The organism is Acidithiobacillus sp. HP-2 (genome assembly GCF_015100155.1).
Taxonomy (GTDB): domain Bacteria; phylum Pseudomonadota; class Gammaproteobacteria; order Acidithiobacillales; family Acidithiobacillaceae; genus Acidithiobacillus.
Map to the genome: position 1 here is coordinate 177382 of NZ_JACKZA010000004.1, position 15537 is coordinate 192918.

General features: G+C 53.1%; 11 protein-coding genes and 1 tRNA gene. 6 read left to right on the forward strand and 6 right to left on the reverse strand.

Annotated features, from left to right (window positions below):
* Positions 1-2 precede the first annotated feature (2 nt).
* From hflX to H7F11_RS04690, 5 genes are read left to right on the forward strand one after another with little or no spacing between them, the layout of a single operon-like run.
* Positions 3-1349: a ribosome rescue GTPase HflX gene (hflX, locus tag H7F11_RS04670; protein WP_227485257.1), complete on the forward strand. Its 1347-nt coding sequence runs from the start codon at positions 3-5 to the stop codon at positions 1347-1349.
* A complete protein-coding gene (gene hflK / locus H7F11_RS04675; RefSeq protein WP_193650776.1) occupies positions 1336-2541 on the forward strand; it encodes an FtsH protease activity modulator HflK in 1206 nt (401 codons plus the stop codon). Before hflX ends, hflK begins: the two co-directional genes overlap by 14 nt.
* Positions 2538-3410: a protease modulator HflC gene (gene hflC / locus H7F11_RS04680; protein WP_010636780.1), complete on the forward strand. Its 873-nt coding sequence runs from the start codon at positions 2538-2540 to the stop codon at positions 3408-3410. Before hflK ends, hflC begins: the two co-directional genes overlap by 4 nt.
* Complete coding sequence (locus H7F11_RS04685; protein WP_193650777.1) at positions 3410-4612, forward strand: ATP phosphoribosyltransferase regulatory subunit; 1203 nt, start codon at positions 3410-3412, stop codon at positions 4610-4612. Before hflC ends, H7F11_RS04685 begins: the two co-directional genes overlap by 1 nt.
* A gap of 32 nt (positions 4613-4644) precedes the next feature.
* Positions 4645-5940 carry an adenylosuccinate synthase gene (locus H7F11_RS04690; protein ID WP_193650778.1) on the forward strand — a complete coding sequence of 432 codons (1296 nt, stop codon included), beginning with the start codon at positions 4645-4647 and terminating at the stop codon, positions 5938-5940.
* 47 nt (positions 5941-5987) lie between these two features.
* Here H7F11_RS04690 and H7F11_RS04695 read toward each other — a convergent pair.
* Positions 5988-6074, reverse strand: a tRNA-Leu gene (locus H7F11_RS04695).
* A 37-nt stretch (positions 6075-6111) separates the two neighbouring features.
* Here H7F11_RS04695 and rnr point away from each other — a divergent pair.
* Complete coding sequence (gene rnr, locus H7F11_RS04700) at positions 6112-8355, forward strand: ribonuclease R (protein WP_193650779.1); 2244 nt, start codon at positions 6112-6114, stop codon at positions 8353-8355.
* A 14-nt stretch (positions 8356-8369) separates the two neighbouring features.
* Here the strand turns inward: rnr and H7F11_RS04705 are convergent, their stop codons facing one another.
* The 5 genes from H7F11_RS04705 to H7F11_RS04725 form a co-directional block, all read right to left on the reverse strand.
* On the reverse strand, positions 8370-8948 hold the full coding sequence (locus H7F11_RS04705; RefSeq protein WP_193650780.1) for a membrane integrity-associated transporter subunit PqiC: 579 nt from the start codon (positions 8946-8948) through the stop codon (positions 8370-8372).
* Positions 8945-10606 carry an intermembrane transport protein PqiB gene (locus H7F11_RS04710; RefSeq protein WP_193650781.1) on the reverse strand — a complete coding sequence of 554 codons (1662 nt, stop codon included), beginning with the start codon at positions 10604-10606 and terminating at the stop codon, positions 8945-8947. Before H7F11_RS04710 ends, H7F11_RS04705 begins: the two co-directional genes overlap by 4 nt.
* Positions 10599-11867, reverse strand: a complete 1269-nt coding sequence (locus H7F11_RS04715; protein WP_193650782.1) for a paraquat-inducible protein A — start codon at positions 11865-11867, stop codon at positions 10599-10601. Before H7F11_RS04715 ends, H7F11_RS04710 begins: the two co-directional genes overlap by 8 nt.
* Before the next feature lie 128 nt (positions 11868-11995).
* On the reverse strand, positions 11996-15181 hold the full coding sequence (locus H7F11_RS04720; RefSeq protein ID WP_193658016.1) for an EAL domain-containing protein: 3186 nt from the start codon (positions 15179-15181) through the stop codon (positions 11996-11998).
* A gap of 7 nt (positions 15182-15188) precedes the next feature.
* A partial coding sequence (locus H7F11_RS04725) for an ISAzo13-like element transposase-related protein (RefSeq protein ID WP_413773187.1) occupies positions 15189-15537 on the reverse strand: 349 nt, incomplete at its 5' end.

Consider the following 15537-nt stretch of genomic DNA (forward strand, 5'->3'; position numbering starts at 1 on the left):
TTCTGACCCATAGTGCAGTTGCAGTAGACGCGCCCCGTGAGCGGGTCCTTCTGGTCCATGTGATATTACATGGCGAAGTGGATCTCGACGACGGGGCCGAATTTTTTCATCTGGCTACCGACAGCGACGCGGATGTTCTGGAGTTAATCCCTGTGACCCGCAATCGCCCTGATCCGGCAACTTTTATTGGTAGTGGCAAAGTGCAGGAACTGGCCGAAAAGGTGCGTGAAGTGGCAGCGGATCTGGTTTTGTTTGATCGATCGTTAAGTCCAGTGCAGGAGCGCAATCTGGAGCGGGCCTTGCAGTGCCGGGTGATTGATCGGGTCGGGTTGATTCTGGATATTTTTGCACGGCGTGCCCGGACTCATGAGGGCAAATTACAGGTCGAGCTCGCTCAATTGACCCGCTTGCGGACGCGCCTGATTCGTGGCTGGACCCATCTGGAGCGGCAACGCGGAGGCATTGGCTTGCGCGGTCCTGGTGAAACACAGCTGGAGACAGACCGTCGCCTGATTGGAGATCGTATTCAGTCCCTGCGGCACAAGCTGGTCAAGGTAGCTGCCCATCGGGCGACCCAGCGCCGGGCCCGGCAGCGCGCTCCGTTGCCGACCGTGGCTTTGGTGGGCTATACCAATGCGGGTAAATCCACTTTGTTCAATGCCCTGACCGAGCGCAGTAATTATGCGGCAAATCGTTTATTCGCGACCCTGGACCCGGCTATTGGCCGTTTGCAGGTTGCCGGGCAGGATGCGGTGTTGCTTGCCGATACGGTGGGCTTCATGCGTGACTTGCCGACGGATCTGATTGCTGCATTTCGGGCAACGCTGGAAGAGGTGAATCAGGCGCAATTGCTCTTGCACGTAGTAGATGGCAGCGCGGTGGACCGTGATACGCAAATGGCTGCAGTCGAATCAGTCCTTAAAGAAATTGCAGCGGATACTCTGCCGGTGCTGGTGGTTTTCAACAAGGTTGACATGACGGGTGAAGCGATTGGAGGTCTGTATGATGCTTCGGGAACATTGATTGCGGTGAATGTCAGTGCCCGGAGCGGTGCAGGTCTTGATGCGTTGCTGCAAGCTATTCTCGAACGGGTTGGTCGCTCTATTTTGCGCGTCGAGCTGCTGCTGAGTCCTGAGGAGGGCGCTTTGCGTGCCTGTTTGCATCGTCTGGCCAGTGTCATCGACGAAGATTTTGACGAGGAAGGTAAAACCCGGATGGTTTTTGATATTGATGATCTGGCATGGCGTCGTCTGCGCGCGCAAATGCGTGACCATGGTTGTCAGGCGCAGGACCCGACCTCTACAATACCCGAAATAATCAAGGAAGGAGATTGGTATGCCGTGGAGTGATCCGGGCGGAAACGGAAACAACAACAATAATAATAACAACCCCTGGGGACGGCGTCCCAACCCACAAAAGCCTGCTTTTGACATTCAGAAAATTACCCAGGAGTTGAAAAAACTGGGTGCTTTGCTGGGTTCCGGCAAAGGTCGGGGTTCTGGAGGTCCCAAGTGGGATCCGCGCTGGCTGCACCGTTTGCCCATCATTATTATCGGCGTACTGATTTTATTCTGGATTGCATCGGGCATTTATATTGTCGGACCCAATGCCGAAGGCGTGGTGCTGCGTTTTGGCAAGGAAGTCGGCATTACCCAGCCGGGCCTTCATTATCACTTGCCTGTGCCTTTTGAAAGCGTTTCCTTACTCAGAACCGCAGAGAATCAGCGGATTGTTTTGGGTTACAGTGGCGCCGTGGATACCCTGAATCCAGGAATGATGCTGACGGCCAATGGTGACGTGGTGGATGTTCACTTTGCCGTGGATTACCGTATCAGCAATGCCAGTCATTACCTGTTTTCCAGCACCAATCCAGAGCAGTTGATTCGCTATGCGGCTTTGTCTGCCATGCGCAATGCCGTGGGGAAAAGCCAGTTGAAAGCCTTGATGCATGTGGATCAAAGCGCCATGGCCCAGCAGATCCAGCAAAGTAGCCAGAATTTGCTGACGGGATTACATGCTGGCGTGACGATCAACGCAGTGCAGATTCTCAGCATTCATCTTCCCAAACCGGTGCAGGCTTCCTACACCGACGTGATGACTGCCCGCGAGGATATGGCCCGATCCCGGCGTGAGGCGGAATCCTATGCCAGCAGCATTATTCCCAAGGCCAAGGGTGAAGCCGCCACTATGGTGACAGCGGCCGAAGCCTACAAGTTGCAGGTGGTAGATCGTGCCAAGGGCGATGCTGCCCGCTTTACGGATTTGCTGCAGGCTTATCAGAAGAACCCCCAGGTGGTGAGTGAGCGTATGTATTTGCATACCATGCAGGATATTCTTGGCAGCACGCAAAAAGTCATTATGGATAGTCATGGAAAAGCAGTGATTTATTTGCATATGCCCGAAAAAACTGCCGCTCAGACCAGTGCGAGCACACGCTCGGTAGCGTCGGCCACCGCTGCAGATCGCAGTACGGCTCCGGTCGCTAATACCGACAGTGCTGCCAGCCAACCGGTGCTGCCGGTTTCAGGAGCGCGCTCATGAAAAACTGGATATGGGCTGTACTGATTGTTTTTCTCGCGGTGCTGCTGCTGGCCTCTGCCAGTTTTTATACGGTCAATCAGTCACAAAATGCCTTGCTCATGCAATTTGGCAAGCAAATCAGTGTGCAGAAGGCCCCCGGTCTTTATTTGAAATGGCCGGTTTTGCAAAATGTGGAGTATGTGGATAAACGCTTGCAAAATTACAGTCCGCAACCGGAGTCCTTTCTGACCCAGGACAAAAAGCCCTTACTGCTGAGTTATTTCGCTGAATGGCAGGTGGTGAATCCTGGAGTTTATTATGCGCGGCTGCATGATCAGGCGAATGCCCAGACCCAAATTGGCGATGTTCTGCGCGCGGCTTTGCGCAGTCAGATTGCGACGATGTCCATGGAGGCACTCATTGCTGCCCGGCAGCAGGAAATTTCCAGTCCGGTCATGCAGGCGGCAGACCAGCACTTGTCAACTTTTGGCATTCGCCTGGTGGACTTGCGGATTTTGCAGGTAGGCTTGCCCCCGGAACTGCTGCAGGCAACTTACAAGCGCATGGAGGCGGAGCAAACTCAGCAGGCCAATACCTACCATTCCCAAGGTAAAGCTGATGCGGAGCAAATTCGTGCCAGCGCCGAGAAAGAAAAAACCAGCATTCTGGCTGATGCTTATCGTCAACAGGAGCAGATCAAGGGGCAGGGTGATGCCGAAGCGGCCTCCATTTACGGGGATGCTTATGGAAAGGATCCGAAATTTTTTGCCTTTTATCGCAGTCTTGAAGCGTATCGTCACGCTTTGAGTGATAAAACCGTGCTGGTACTCAACCCGGATTCTCCATTTTTCAAATATTTTCGGCATTCCTTGAATGAGGCGGGAAAATAATGCGCAGCGAAAACCATCCGACCTGGCTTTTGCCTAGCGGCTTCGAGGATGTTCTGCCCGCACGGACAGATGCTCTTGAACATTGTCGACGCAGTCTTCTGGATCGCTATGCGCTGTGGGGCTATCGTCAGGTAACACCCCCTTTGGTGGAGCATCTGGAAAGTTTGCTTACCGGTAGTGGCGCTGACCTGGACCTGCAAACCTGGAAACTGTTAGATCAGGATAGTGGTCGTCTGGTAGGCCTGCGCTCGGATATGACTCCGCAGATGGCGCGCATTGACGCCCAGACTTCAGCCTCCGGAGAAATCCGCCGTCTGGCCTATGCCGGAACCGTATTGCGAGCGCGTCCTGACTTGCTGGGTGGTAGCCGCGCACCTTTTCAGGTGGGTGCTGAGTTGTTTGGCGTCGCTGGACCGGAAGGGGATCTCGAAGTGTTGTCCCTGATGGTGGAAAGTTTACGCCACTGCCAGGTCCCCAACCTCTTGCTGGATATTGGTCATGTCAGCATTCCCCGGGCCCTGGCAGATGCGGCCGGCCTTGCCACTACCCAGCGCAATGATTTGTTGCGGCATGTAGAACGCAAGGCCTGGCCGGATGTCCGGCACTGGCTGCAAATTCATGGCGCAGGACAAAGCCTTTGTGCTGATTTTGATGCCCTGGCCCGTTTGCAAGGGGATCATGATGTATTGAGTCGTGCGCGACAGCAGTTGGGTCATCACCCGGCCATTTGCAAGGCCCTGGATGATCTCCATTTTGTTTGGGAAGCACTGCACCTGCGCTACCCGGATCTCGACATTCAATGTGATCTTTCGGAAATTCGTGGTCATCTCTACCATACTGGTCTGCTGTTCTCTTTATTCGGGCCGCAACGTGGAGAAGCGTTGGCTCGTGGTGGACGCTATGATGATATCGGTGCGGCATTTGGACGGCGTCGCCCGGCAACCGGTTTCAGTCTGGACCTGAAACCTCTGCTGCGGGATCTTCCAGAATCGCGCAGGAACCAACGTATCTGGGCGCCTGCCGGCAGTGATCAGGCTTTATGGAAGGCTATTGCCGAGCAACGTCAGCAGGGGCATGTGGTGGCGCAAGACTTTCTGGCGGGCGAGTTGCCGGATGAAGTGCAGTTGAAAAACCGGGGTTTTGATGCCCTCCTGGAGCATTCTTCTGCGGGTTGGGTGCTGCGCTCCCTGAATGCACGTTAAAATTATTTTCCATTTTATTGGCGGAGTGCTCCGTGTCTGATAAGTCAAATGTGGTCATCATCGGTACGCAGTGGGGTGATGAAGGAAAAGGCAAAATTGTGGACTGGCTCACAGAACGTTGCCAGGCGGTTGTGCGTTTTCAGGGCGGGCATAACGCCGGACATACGCTGGTGATCGGCAACCGTAAAACCGTGCTGCATCTTATTCCTTCAGGCATTTTGCGACCCGGTGTGTCCTGCTTTATTGGTAATGGCGTGGTTCTGGATCCGCTGGCGCTTTTTGCCGAGCTAGATGAATTGCTGCCCGTGATGCCCGATGCGCATGCGCGCCTTTTTGTTTCGGATGCCTGTCCGTTGATTATGCCTTATCACAAAAGCCTGGATCTGGCTCGTGAGCATGCCAAAGGAGATGCAAAAATTGGTACGACCGGTCGTGGGATTGGTCCTGCGTATGAAGATAAGGTCGCGCGTCGCGCCTTGCGGGTGGGTGATCTTTTTCACCGCGAGCGTTTTGCCGCAAAGCTGGGTGAAGCGCTGGATTACCATAATTTTGTGCTTCAGCATTATTTCAAGCAGAAAGCAGAGAATTTTGATGCCATTCTCGATCAATATCTGAGTCTGGCAGAGCGGCTGGCTCCCACGGTAGTTGATGTATCCGTGCGTCTTGCACAGTTGCAGTCAGAAGGCGCAAGAATTTTGTTTGAAGGTGCGCAGGGGACCATGCTGGATGTGGATCATGGTACTTACCCCTATGTGACTTCTTCCAATACGATTGCGGGCGCGGCATCCGCCGGAAGTGGCGTCGGGCCGGCTGAACTGGGTTATGTTCTGGGTATTACCAAGGCCTATACCACCCGCGTAGGCGCGGGTCCTTTTCCCACCGAGCTGTTCGACCAAACCGGGGTGTTTCTGGCGGAACGAGGGGCAGAAGTGGGTGCGACCACAGGGCGGGCCCGGCGTTGTGGCTGGTTTGATGCGGTGGCCTTGCGCGCTGCCTGTCGCGTCAACGGAGTGACCGGCTTGTGCATGACCAAGCTGGATGTCCTGGACGGTCTGGCGGAAATCCGGGTCGCCGTGGGTTACCGGGTTAAGGGCGTGGTTCAGGATGAACTTCCTTCCGGTGCTGAAGCACTGGCGGCCTGTGAACCGGTTTACGAGACTTTTCCCGGCTGGCAGGAATCTACTGCTGGAGTCCGACGCTGGGAAGATCTGCCCCAGACCGCACGTCAGTATCTGGAGGCTATTGCTGAGCGTGCCGGACGGCCTCTGGCGATCATTTCAACGGGTCCTGACCGTGAGGATACCATTCTCCTGTCCGGGGTATTGTGAATAGGAAATATAAAAAAGGGCAGACCCTGAAGTCTGCCCTTTGCTTTTGGTACCGGGGACTGGATTCGAACCAGCACAAGCTTTCGCTCACTAGGACCTGAACCTAGCGCGTCTACCAATTCCGCCACCTCGGCGTGGACGGAATGATCTTTGATTAAGGAGTAGTTGTCAATGCCTGAAAACCAGGAGCCCGCAGCACTGAGTGAACGTGATCCCATGTTCGAGCGGGAAAAAGAAAAATATGAACGCCCTATCGTCAGTCGGGAATACATTCTTCAGTATCTGGAAGAAGCGGGACAGCCTCTGACGCTGGAAGATTTTTTTGCCGAGCTCGAAATCGAGGAAGAAGACCAGGAAGCCTTGCGTCGCCGCCTGCGTGCCATGGAAAGAGATGGTCAGTTGGTCCGCAACCGACGCGGAGCCTACGGTATTGTCGAAGCCATGGAATTGATTCGGGGGAGTGTCAGCGCCCATCCCGATGGTTTTGGCTTTTTGATTCCTGAAGCCGGGGGCAAAGATCTTTTTTTATCACCCCGGGAAATGCGCAAAGTTTTTCATGGAGATACTATTCTTGGCCGGGCGGTGGGCGAAGATCGGCGAGGACGGATTGAAGGTACAGTTGTCCGCATCCTGGAGCGGGCTCTGAAACAGATTGTGGGCCGTTATTTTGCCGATGGTGGCAGCCATTACGTGGTGCCTGAAGATCGGCGGATTTCCCATGAATTCGGGGTGGTGGAGGGAGGTGAACTGGCGCCGGTGCATGGGCAGATTGTGACGCTAAATATTACCCAGTATCCGGATGGTCGCAATATGCCCCAGGGATCGGTTGTGGAAATTCTTGGCGAACACATGGCACCCGGTATGGAAGTGGAAATTGCGGTGCGTAATTACGGCCTTCCTTATCAATGGTCGCAGGCGGTTCTGGACGAGGCTGCGCGTTTTTCCGAAGTGGTACCCGAGGATATGAAAGCAGGTCGCCGCGATTTGCGTGATCTTCCCCTGGTTACCATTGATGGTGCCGATGCCAAAGACTTTGATGATGCGGTTTTTGCGGAAGAAATTGCCGACGGTTTTCGCCTTATTGTCGCCATTGCCGATGTGGCCAGTTATGTTCAGTCGGGCTCCGCTCTGGATAAAGAGGCGGTTGCCCGGGGTAATTCCGTGTATTTCCCGCGTCGGGTCATTCCGATGCTGCCGGAAATCCTTTCGAACGGCTTGTGCTCCCTGAATCCCCATGTGGATCGGCTGTGTATGCTTTGCGAAATGGAGATGAATGTGGCCGGTGAGGTTCAGCGTTTTCGTTTTGCCCGGGGGGTCATGCGCTCCCAGCGCCGCTTTACCTACGACGAAGTGGCCGCCATTCTTGATGGGGATGAGGCGTTGCGTACTCAGGATGCAGCTATGGTGCCGCATCTGGAGGCGTTACACCGCCTGTATCAAAGTTTTGCCGGGGCCAGGGAGCGAAGAGGGACCATTGAGTTTGATTCCCAGGAAACGCGCATTATCTACAATGACCAGTTACGCATTGAAAAAATTGTCGCCGTTACCCGTAATGTAGCGCATCGTATTATCGAAGAATGCATGCTCGCGGCCAATGTGTGTGCTGCCCAGTATTTCCGGATTCATGACTTGCCCATGTTGTACCGGGTCCATCCAGAGCCTTCCGCAGACAAGCTGGAGGATTTACGCCGTTTTCTGGGAGAGCTTGGGGTACCCTTGCGCTTGCCGGAGCGTCCGCGTAGCGCCGATCTGGCGAAGATCATTGAAGAAACCCGTGACCGTAGTGATTCCAGTCTGATTCAGACCGTGATTTTAAGGAGCCTGTCGCAAGCATTTTATACCGTGGATACCGGAATGCATTTTGGTTTGGCTTTTCCGGCTTATACCCACTTCACCTCACCCATTCGCCGCTATCCCGATCTGGTGGTTCATCGCGGTATCCAGGCATTGCTGGATGCGGGTATCCAGGAACCACGCTGGTTGGCTAAAAAGGAATTGCAGGAGTTGGGGCAGCACTGTTCCATGACCGAACGCCGTGCAGATGAAGCCAGTCGTGAAGCAGTAAACTGGCTCAAATGTGAATTCATGATGGATAAAATTGGTGAAACATTTACCGGTATTATTACCGGCGTGACCGGTTTTGGCCTGTTTGTTGCCCTGCGCGAGGTGTATGTGGAAGGTCTGATTCATATCAGCACCCTTGGTGAAGATTATTTCCATTTTGATGCGCAGCATTACCGTATTATTGGTGAGCACAGTAAGGAAACATTCCAGTTGGGTGACGCCATAGAAATCCGGGTGATGAATGTCAACCTGGACGATCGTAAAATTGACTTTGAACGAGTAGTGCCAGAAGGACAGGCTACGGGTGGTAAATCCCGTCGTCCCCGGCGTTCACGCAAAGAGTCCTCCTGATTATTGCGGGATGTTCAACCCAAATGATGCGCCAATTCCCGGGAGAGTCTTTCCAGTAACTGGCTCATTGCAGTCGCCTGCACTGTGGGGTTGGACGCGACATGGTCCCGATAAAAATGACTGCGTCCCTGAGTTTGGAGATGACCATCGGGCATGCGGCTGATAAACCAGTCGGCCTGCAAAAAGACCTTGCCATCATTACTGGGGATGAAACTCTGGACGTTGATTTTGACCAGAAGATAAGGGCCATTCGGTATGGGATCCCCGGGCATGAGCACGGTTTTATCCGGCAATGCGCTTGCCAGATCCTGGGCCAGCACTTTTTGCGCCATACCGCCCAGAGGCGCCGCCCAGCGGACATGACCGGCAACGTCCAGGCGATGTTTACCCTGGAGCGTGGTGAGGTAAAGACGGTCAATATCTGCGGGCATCTGCACATGCGCAACGACTATGGGCAGTCCTTGGCCCTGCAAGGATTGTCTGGCCGCAACAGGAGATGGGGAGGATAGGGTCAGATACTGGGTGGGTACGGAAGCGCAGCCAGCGAGCGCCGCCACCATTCCCAACAAGAGGAGTTTTCTGTGCAATGTCATGGTCTTTTTCCAAAAATCAGGGCATTGGGGTGACTGTTCAAATAATCGGTCAATTCCCGCAATGACTGGGCGGTTCGTGATAATTCATACAAAGCGCGTGGGAGGGTCGTGGATTCTGGCGCATTGGCGGCGCTTCCCTGGCTATGGAGCAGGGCATTGCCTGCCTGCAAGGCGGCATGGGCCTCCTGGCTGGCCCCTTTCAGTGATTTCAGGATGGCCGGTAATTTCTGGTTGGCCGTGCGCGTTAACGTATCCAGATGGGCCATGGTCTGCTGCACATGTTGCAAGGTCTCGCGGGTTTGCGGAGAGCTGCTTACGGTCGCCAGATTCTGGCTGAGTTGATCCAGATTGGCGGCAATTTTCTGCAGAGGAAGTGCATGGATTTTGGTCAGTATGTCATTCAACTGGTGAATACTGTCCTGAATGCCTGCTTCATGGACCATGGGAATGATGGGTGGGTGTCCCGGCAGCAAACGGGCTGCTTTTGCACCTGGAACCAGACTGAGATCAATCACCCTGGAACCCAGCATCGGAACAGTGCTCCCCAGTTGCGCCCGTAAGCCCTGGGCAATCAGGTGGCGGAGAATCCCGTTCATTTGTGCGGAAGGATGGGCCATGTCCCAGGCTTGCCCACCCTGGAGCGGAATCGCCTCGGGGTTGATTTTAATATCGATATCCGTCAGGAGTGCCTGGCGCTTGGTATCAAAAAACATATGCACAGCCGTGACGCTGCCCACACGGGCCCCTTCCAGCATGACGGCGGCACCGGTTTTCAAGCCCTGTGGACCTCCGGGCATGCGCATTTGATAGGCCACGGCATTTTCGACCGGCGCATTTTTAGCCGCAGTAGCACTGGCATAAAGGGGAAATTGCGCATTATTGTCCACGCTGCCGCCGGTTTTGGGGGTGGAAAAACTGATGGCCCCGCTGATTAATGCCGGAATGGCAGGAATGTGCACGCCGGGGTGTTCACCAAACAGACTGACCGCAATGTTACCCGAACTCCAGAAACGGCTGCGCGTATTGACCAGATGCCGGTTTGTTTCGGGAATGAAGGCATAAATATCGAATCCATCCCCATTTTTTTGCAAGGTTTCCCCGCGTATTTCGCCGACTTGTTCCCCCCGGAACAAAATGGGCGCTCCGCGAGAAATATTGCCTTTTTCCGGTGCGTGCAAAATGAGGGTAATACCTTTGGATTCGCTTTTCAGCACAGGTTCTTCATTCAGTCCGATGACATGATGGAGTGTGGGACCACGATGCGGATCAATGCCTATGTAGGGGCCGGCGATGATGGATTTCAGGGAGCTGAGGTTGGAAAAGCTGACTTCCTCCCCGGCAATCCAGTAGCGTGTGCCTTTGCCCAGATGATGCGCCATGTAATTATCGAAACGCATGGTCACCGAAATCTGATCCAGGGATTTTGACAGTTTGACAGCGGTAACATGGCCAACCGTAACACCTCTATATTTCACTACGGTATGGTCAGCTTTGATGCCACCCATAGTCGCAAACTGTACGGTCACCGTCGGACCCTGGTCCATATAGCTGCGTAGGGCCAGCCAGACCACAATGGCAAGGGCCGCCAAGGGCACGGCCCAGATTAGACCAGGCCAGCGGGAGCGTCGTATTTGTGCGCTTGGCAAAGGATTATTCATGCGGTTCCATTAAATAAGTAGCCCAGAGTGCGCGGGGATCAAAGAGTTCTGTCGCGATCATGGTCAGGACGACTACCGCGAGAAAAGCGGGAAGTGCATCTCCCACATAAACCGCCAGTAATCCGGATAAGTGCATCAAGGGCAGAAAGACAGTAACGGTAAACACATCCACATGGGACCAGCGGCCAATGGTTTTTATCAGACGATAGATTGCGGTTTTTAATCTGAGCTGTTTGACTGAGTGGATTCGTACGGAAATAAAAAACCAGCTCAAGGAAAAAAGCTTGAAAAAAGGAATGACAATACTGGCCATGAAAATAATGACAGCAAAAAGCAGAAAGTGCGCATCAATCAGTTTCATGACACCGGTCATGATTGTATAGCCCTCCATTTTTCCTAACTGGTAGTTATATTCCATAGGATAAAGATAGGCGAAGGGATAACAAAAAAAACCTGCCAGGGTAAATGCCATGGTCCGCATGGTGGAGTAGGGTTTATAATACCAGACCCTGGCTGCGCAGCGTGGGCAGGCTTGTCCTTCCTGATGGGCGGCAACGGGCATCCCGCAATGGCCACAACCTAAATATTCCTGGTCCGGATCCAGAGATTCTACATTGGGGCCGATACGCCGCCATATTTCCCGTCTTTCCAGAGTCGCCCGCGTCAGCATGCTGAGAAAGGCCAGCCCGACCACGCACCAGCCACCGGTACCGACTTCAATCGGCAGGAAAGGCGCGACCCGTTCGTAGCCGATACCGAAGCCGATCAGAAAAACATCCAGCATGGCCCATTGATCGAGCCATTCTGACCAGCGAAACAATCGACCCAGCCAAGGTTTTGGGTAGCCGGTGTCCAGCTGGAGTAATACTGCGGCGAGAGTGCTGAAGCGTAAAAAGGGAAGGATGAGCAATTCCAGGGCCAGAATGACCGCCACCACGGGCCAGCCTTGGGCAGCCACTCCCCAGATGCCCGACGCAAGCACACTTTGATGATGCACGCCAAATATATCAACGGACAGCAATGGGAGGAAATTGGCAGGGATCAGCAGGAACAGGGCCGATAAGGTCATGGCCATGGCCGCGTTGATGCTGCGACCGGAGGTGCGTTCCATAATATGACCACAGCGCGGGCAGGCGAGCTTGCCGCGACCTTGTAGAGGCGGCAAACGCTGAATCAGTCCACAATCCGGACAGACCTCCACCCCGTGAGGCGGGTCCAGGGCGGCATCGGGAACCCCAATCAGAGTGGTATCCAGTGACATATTTTATGGATCTCTACTTTGGGAAAGCTCGGTAATTTGGCTTACGTAAATAAGTCATCCACCCAGTCTAGCAGAAAAATGGCAGATAGGTCCTCAAGGCCCCCGTGGCAATGTGCGACCCGGTTTGTTCAGTTTCGGGGCTGTAAACGCATAGCCAGAGTGATTTGCTGCAGAACCACCTCGCCCTGACGCTGCAAGGGGTAAATATCCACACCGGATCCACTTTCAAGGGTTGGTACTAGACCTTCGAGTATTGCATGATAATCATGATGGGCTTGTTCAAGGTCGCTGAGGTCCATGGCGCTGAGTTGCTTCAGTCTCTGTTGAACAGGGCAGTGGCAACTTGACCATGGGGAAAGCTGCAAGAACCAGTCTGGATTGCTGGTTAACAGATTGGTAATGGTTTTCTGATAGTCAATGACTTCAGCATATAACTGGAGAAGATCGAATTTTATTTCGTGGTTTGCGTTCATTGCCTGAGTGTCGCTACTCAGCCATGCTGGCAGCTCACTGGCCCACATGGGACGGGCCACGGCATAACCTTGCAGCATGGGTGCCTGCATCAATCGCAATACGTTCAATATACTCTGATTTTCCACTCCTTCGACGATGATTTCCACATTTTGCGATATACCTATATCCAGTATGGCCCGGAGAAAGTGCAGATCATTGGGGTTTTCTCCCAGATTACGCACAAAGGCCTGATCAATTTTGATTTCATCGACAGGTAATTCCTTGAGATAAAGCAAAGAGGCATAACCCGCTCCTACATCATCCAGGCCAATGCGGTAACCCTGTTTTTGCAGGATGCGGATGGACTCCGCACTGGATTCCAGAGATCGAAGTTCTTCGCTTTCGAGAATTTCCAGAATCAAACTATGGGATGGCACTGCGCAGTCATTTAAAAGATTCTGCAAACGTTTCAAATTTGTAATGTTTATCAGCGACATGGGAAGAATGTTTAATGAAATCCAGAGATTGATACCGGCCTTTTTCCAGGCTTGCCAGTCTTTAGCAATTTGCGCAAGCACCAGTTCGGTCAGTCGCCATTGATCCTCCGGTTCAAGGTAGGGTAGAAAATTTCCGGGAGATATGGCTTCTGCTTTGTTGTTAAGACGTGCCAGGGCTTCGACGCCGACAATGCGTTCCTGTCGTAAATCCAGTACGGGTTGGTACTGAAGTACCATCTGTCCTTCATGCAGAAGCGTCTGAATGCGTAAATGTTCGCTATTTTGTGCTTCGGCAAATATGGACCAGAACTGCTTGCGTCGGAATTTGTTCTGCTTGGCCTGATAGAGCGCATGATCGGCCTGACGCAGCAGAAGATCGGCATTACTTACGTCGTTTTCCGAGTGCGGATAAAAAGTGATCCCTGCACTGATGCCGAACTGAATTTGGGGTAACCCATTGAGAAAATAGGGAGCTGCCAGTATTTCCCCGATTTTTTCCAGGACAGGGGGAATTTGCTCATGTTTTTGCAGATTGTCCCAGACCAGAACGAATTCATCCCCTCCGAGTCGGGCGAGATAATCACTCTGGCGGAGTGCCTGACGCAGCCGGGCAGCAACTTCCTGCAGCAGCAAGTCGCCCGTTGCGTGACCATATTGATCGTTGACGGGCTTGAAGTCATCCAGATCCAACATGGCAACGGCCAGCAGTCGGTCATTTCGGCGCGCCCTGGCCATGGCCGGATGCAAAAATTCGGTGAAACCCCGACGATTGGCCAGTCCGGTCAACGCATCATGGCGGGCCAGGTGGCTTTGTCTCTGCCGTTCTTCCAATAACTCGTTTTTTAAATGAATTTCATCCAGAGCATGGCCCACCAGCAGGGCAATTTGTTGCAATACTTCCGTTATTTCCTGATTGAAAAGATCGGAACGGGGTCCAATGACATTGAGCATGGCCCAGCATTCCTGGCGGTGATAGACGGGAAAAGTTGCGGCGGCTCGCCACTGATTCTGACTGGCTTCAGCGTACCAGTCAGTTTCGGGGCCAAGGGCACGCAGATAATCCTGAACAATCAGTTTTTCTCGCTTGCGCCAGGCCCGCGATGTCAGAGACTGGCCGTCAGGAATCTCATCAGGATGGATGGTCCAGCGCCGCTGCAAGATCCACTCGACATGATGACCAGCCAGGGCAAGTGCCTGAAAAACGCCATTTTCGTCAGGACGAATGATAAATGCTGCATTGAACAGTCCACTATGAATGAGTTCTTCACATATCTGCTGCAGCATCTGCGGCGCTTCTCGTGCCTGCAGGGCAATATCACCACTGATGAGCATGGTTTTTTGTAAAATTCGCGCATCATCCAGTTGCTGCGCGACCTTTCTTTGTCGCAAAAAGGCGGTGAGGTCTTCACTGAGACGTTCAAGCAACTCAATAATAGCTTTGGGAAAGACGCTATCATCAAAACGATACAAGGCAATGACGCCACGCCGACCATCTGGCCAGACAAAAGGCGTATAAATACTGCCGCCCATACGGTGTGTTTTGATGAGATCCTGCCAGGGCTCAAATAGAGGATCACGGGCACCAAACAGGAGTGTGCGATTTTCGGTGATGGCCCGACCGGAAGGCGACTGGGTATGTTCTGCCGTGGCCCAGCAAAATAATTGTAATTTACTGAGTGGAGTGGCCAATTCGCCGGCTTTGGCTGGTATGTTTATCAGGCCGGTATGTTCATCAACCGCACCTATCCAGGCTGCCGCCAAATGCATTCGGGTAACCAGAATCTCACAAAAGCGGTCGAGAATGAGCGATAATTCGAGCGGGTCGATGGCGGCAAACAGTCGGTTGACTTCCGTGACTGATTGCAAAAAGGCATCCCTTATCTGCAGCTCACGATTGCGTATTTGTAAATCCTGTGAACGGGCGAATACGCGTCGTTCCAGTTCACGGTTGGCGGTTTCCAGTGCGGTGGTGGCATGATTACGTTCATACATCATGGCAGCAGCTATCAAGCCAATGGATTCCAGCAGGATACCGACCATTTGCGCCATGGTTTCGGGATACAAAGTATGGCTGTGCTCGTATGGTCCATAACCCATGCTGGTTCCTACCAGAGCGAGCATAAACCCAGCGGTGGCCAAAGGATAGACAAGACGTGCAGGATAATTGGCCAGCATCCAGAGAAAGGGCAATATGAGCAAAAATACAGCCCCTACGGCCAGATTTCCTGATGGATAGGGCTGAAAAAAAAGCAGGACAATAGCGCCTAAGGTGCCCGTTCCCAACAAAAAAAAATGCTTGTCCAGAAATGTTCTTTGGTCAGGCTGTCCATGGAAAAAAGTAGAAATAAAGTACTTAGGAATCATAAATAAACTACATGGACTTTTTGTTTGGTGAGATGACGTAATTCCATTCCCCATGGAAGTTATCGCGATCAATTTGGATGGTAGCGAATTCAGCGTCAGTGACTTTGATACCCTTGGGGTAGGGTGTAGGATCAATGGCGGCGTACACTTTCAAGCCTTTGCTGGTGGTTGTAGCCGCGATCAAATTGACAATGACTTCGTGACTCACCAAAGGTCGCCCCCGCCAATTCATGCTGATATAGGAAAACAGACGGTGCTCGATTTTGTTCCATTTGCTGGTGCCCGGAGGAAAGTGGCACACCCGAATCGGCAGATTGAGTTCATCGGCAAGCCCTTGTAATTCCAGCTTCCAGAGG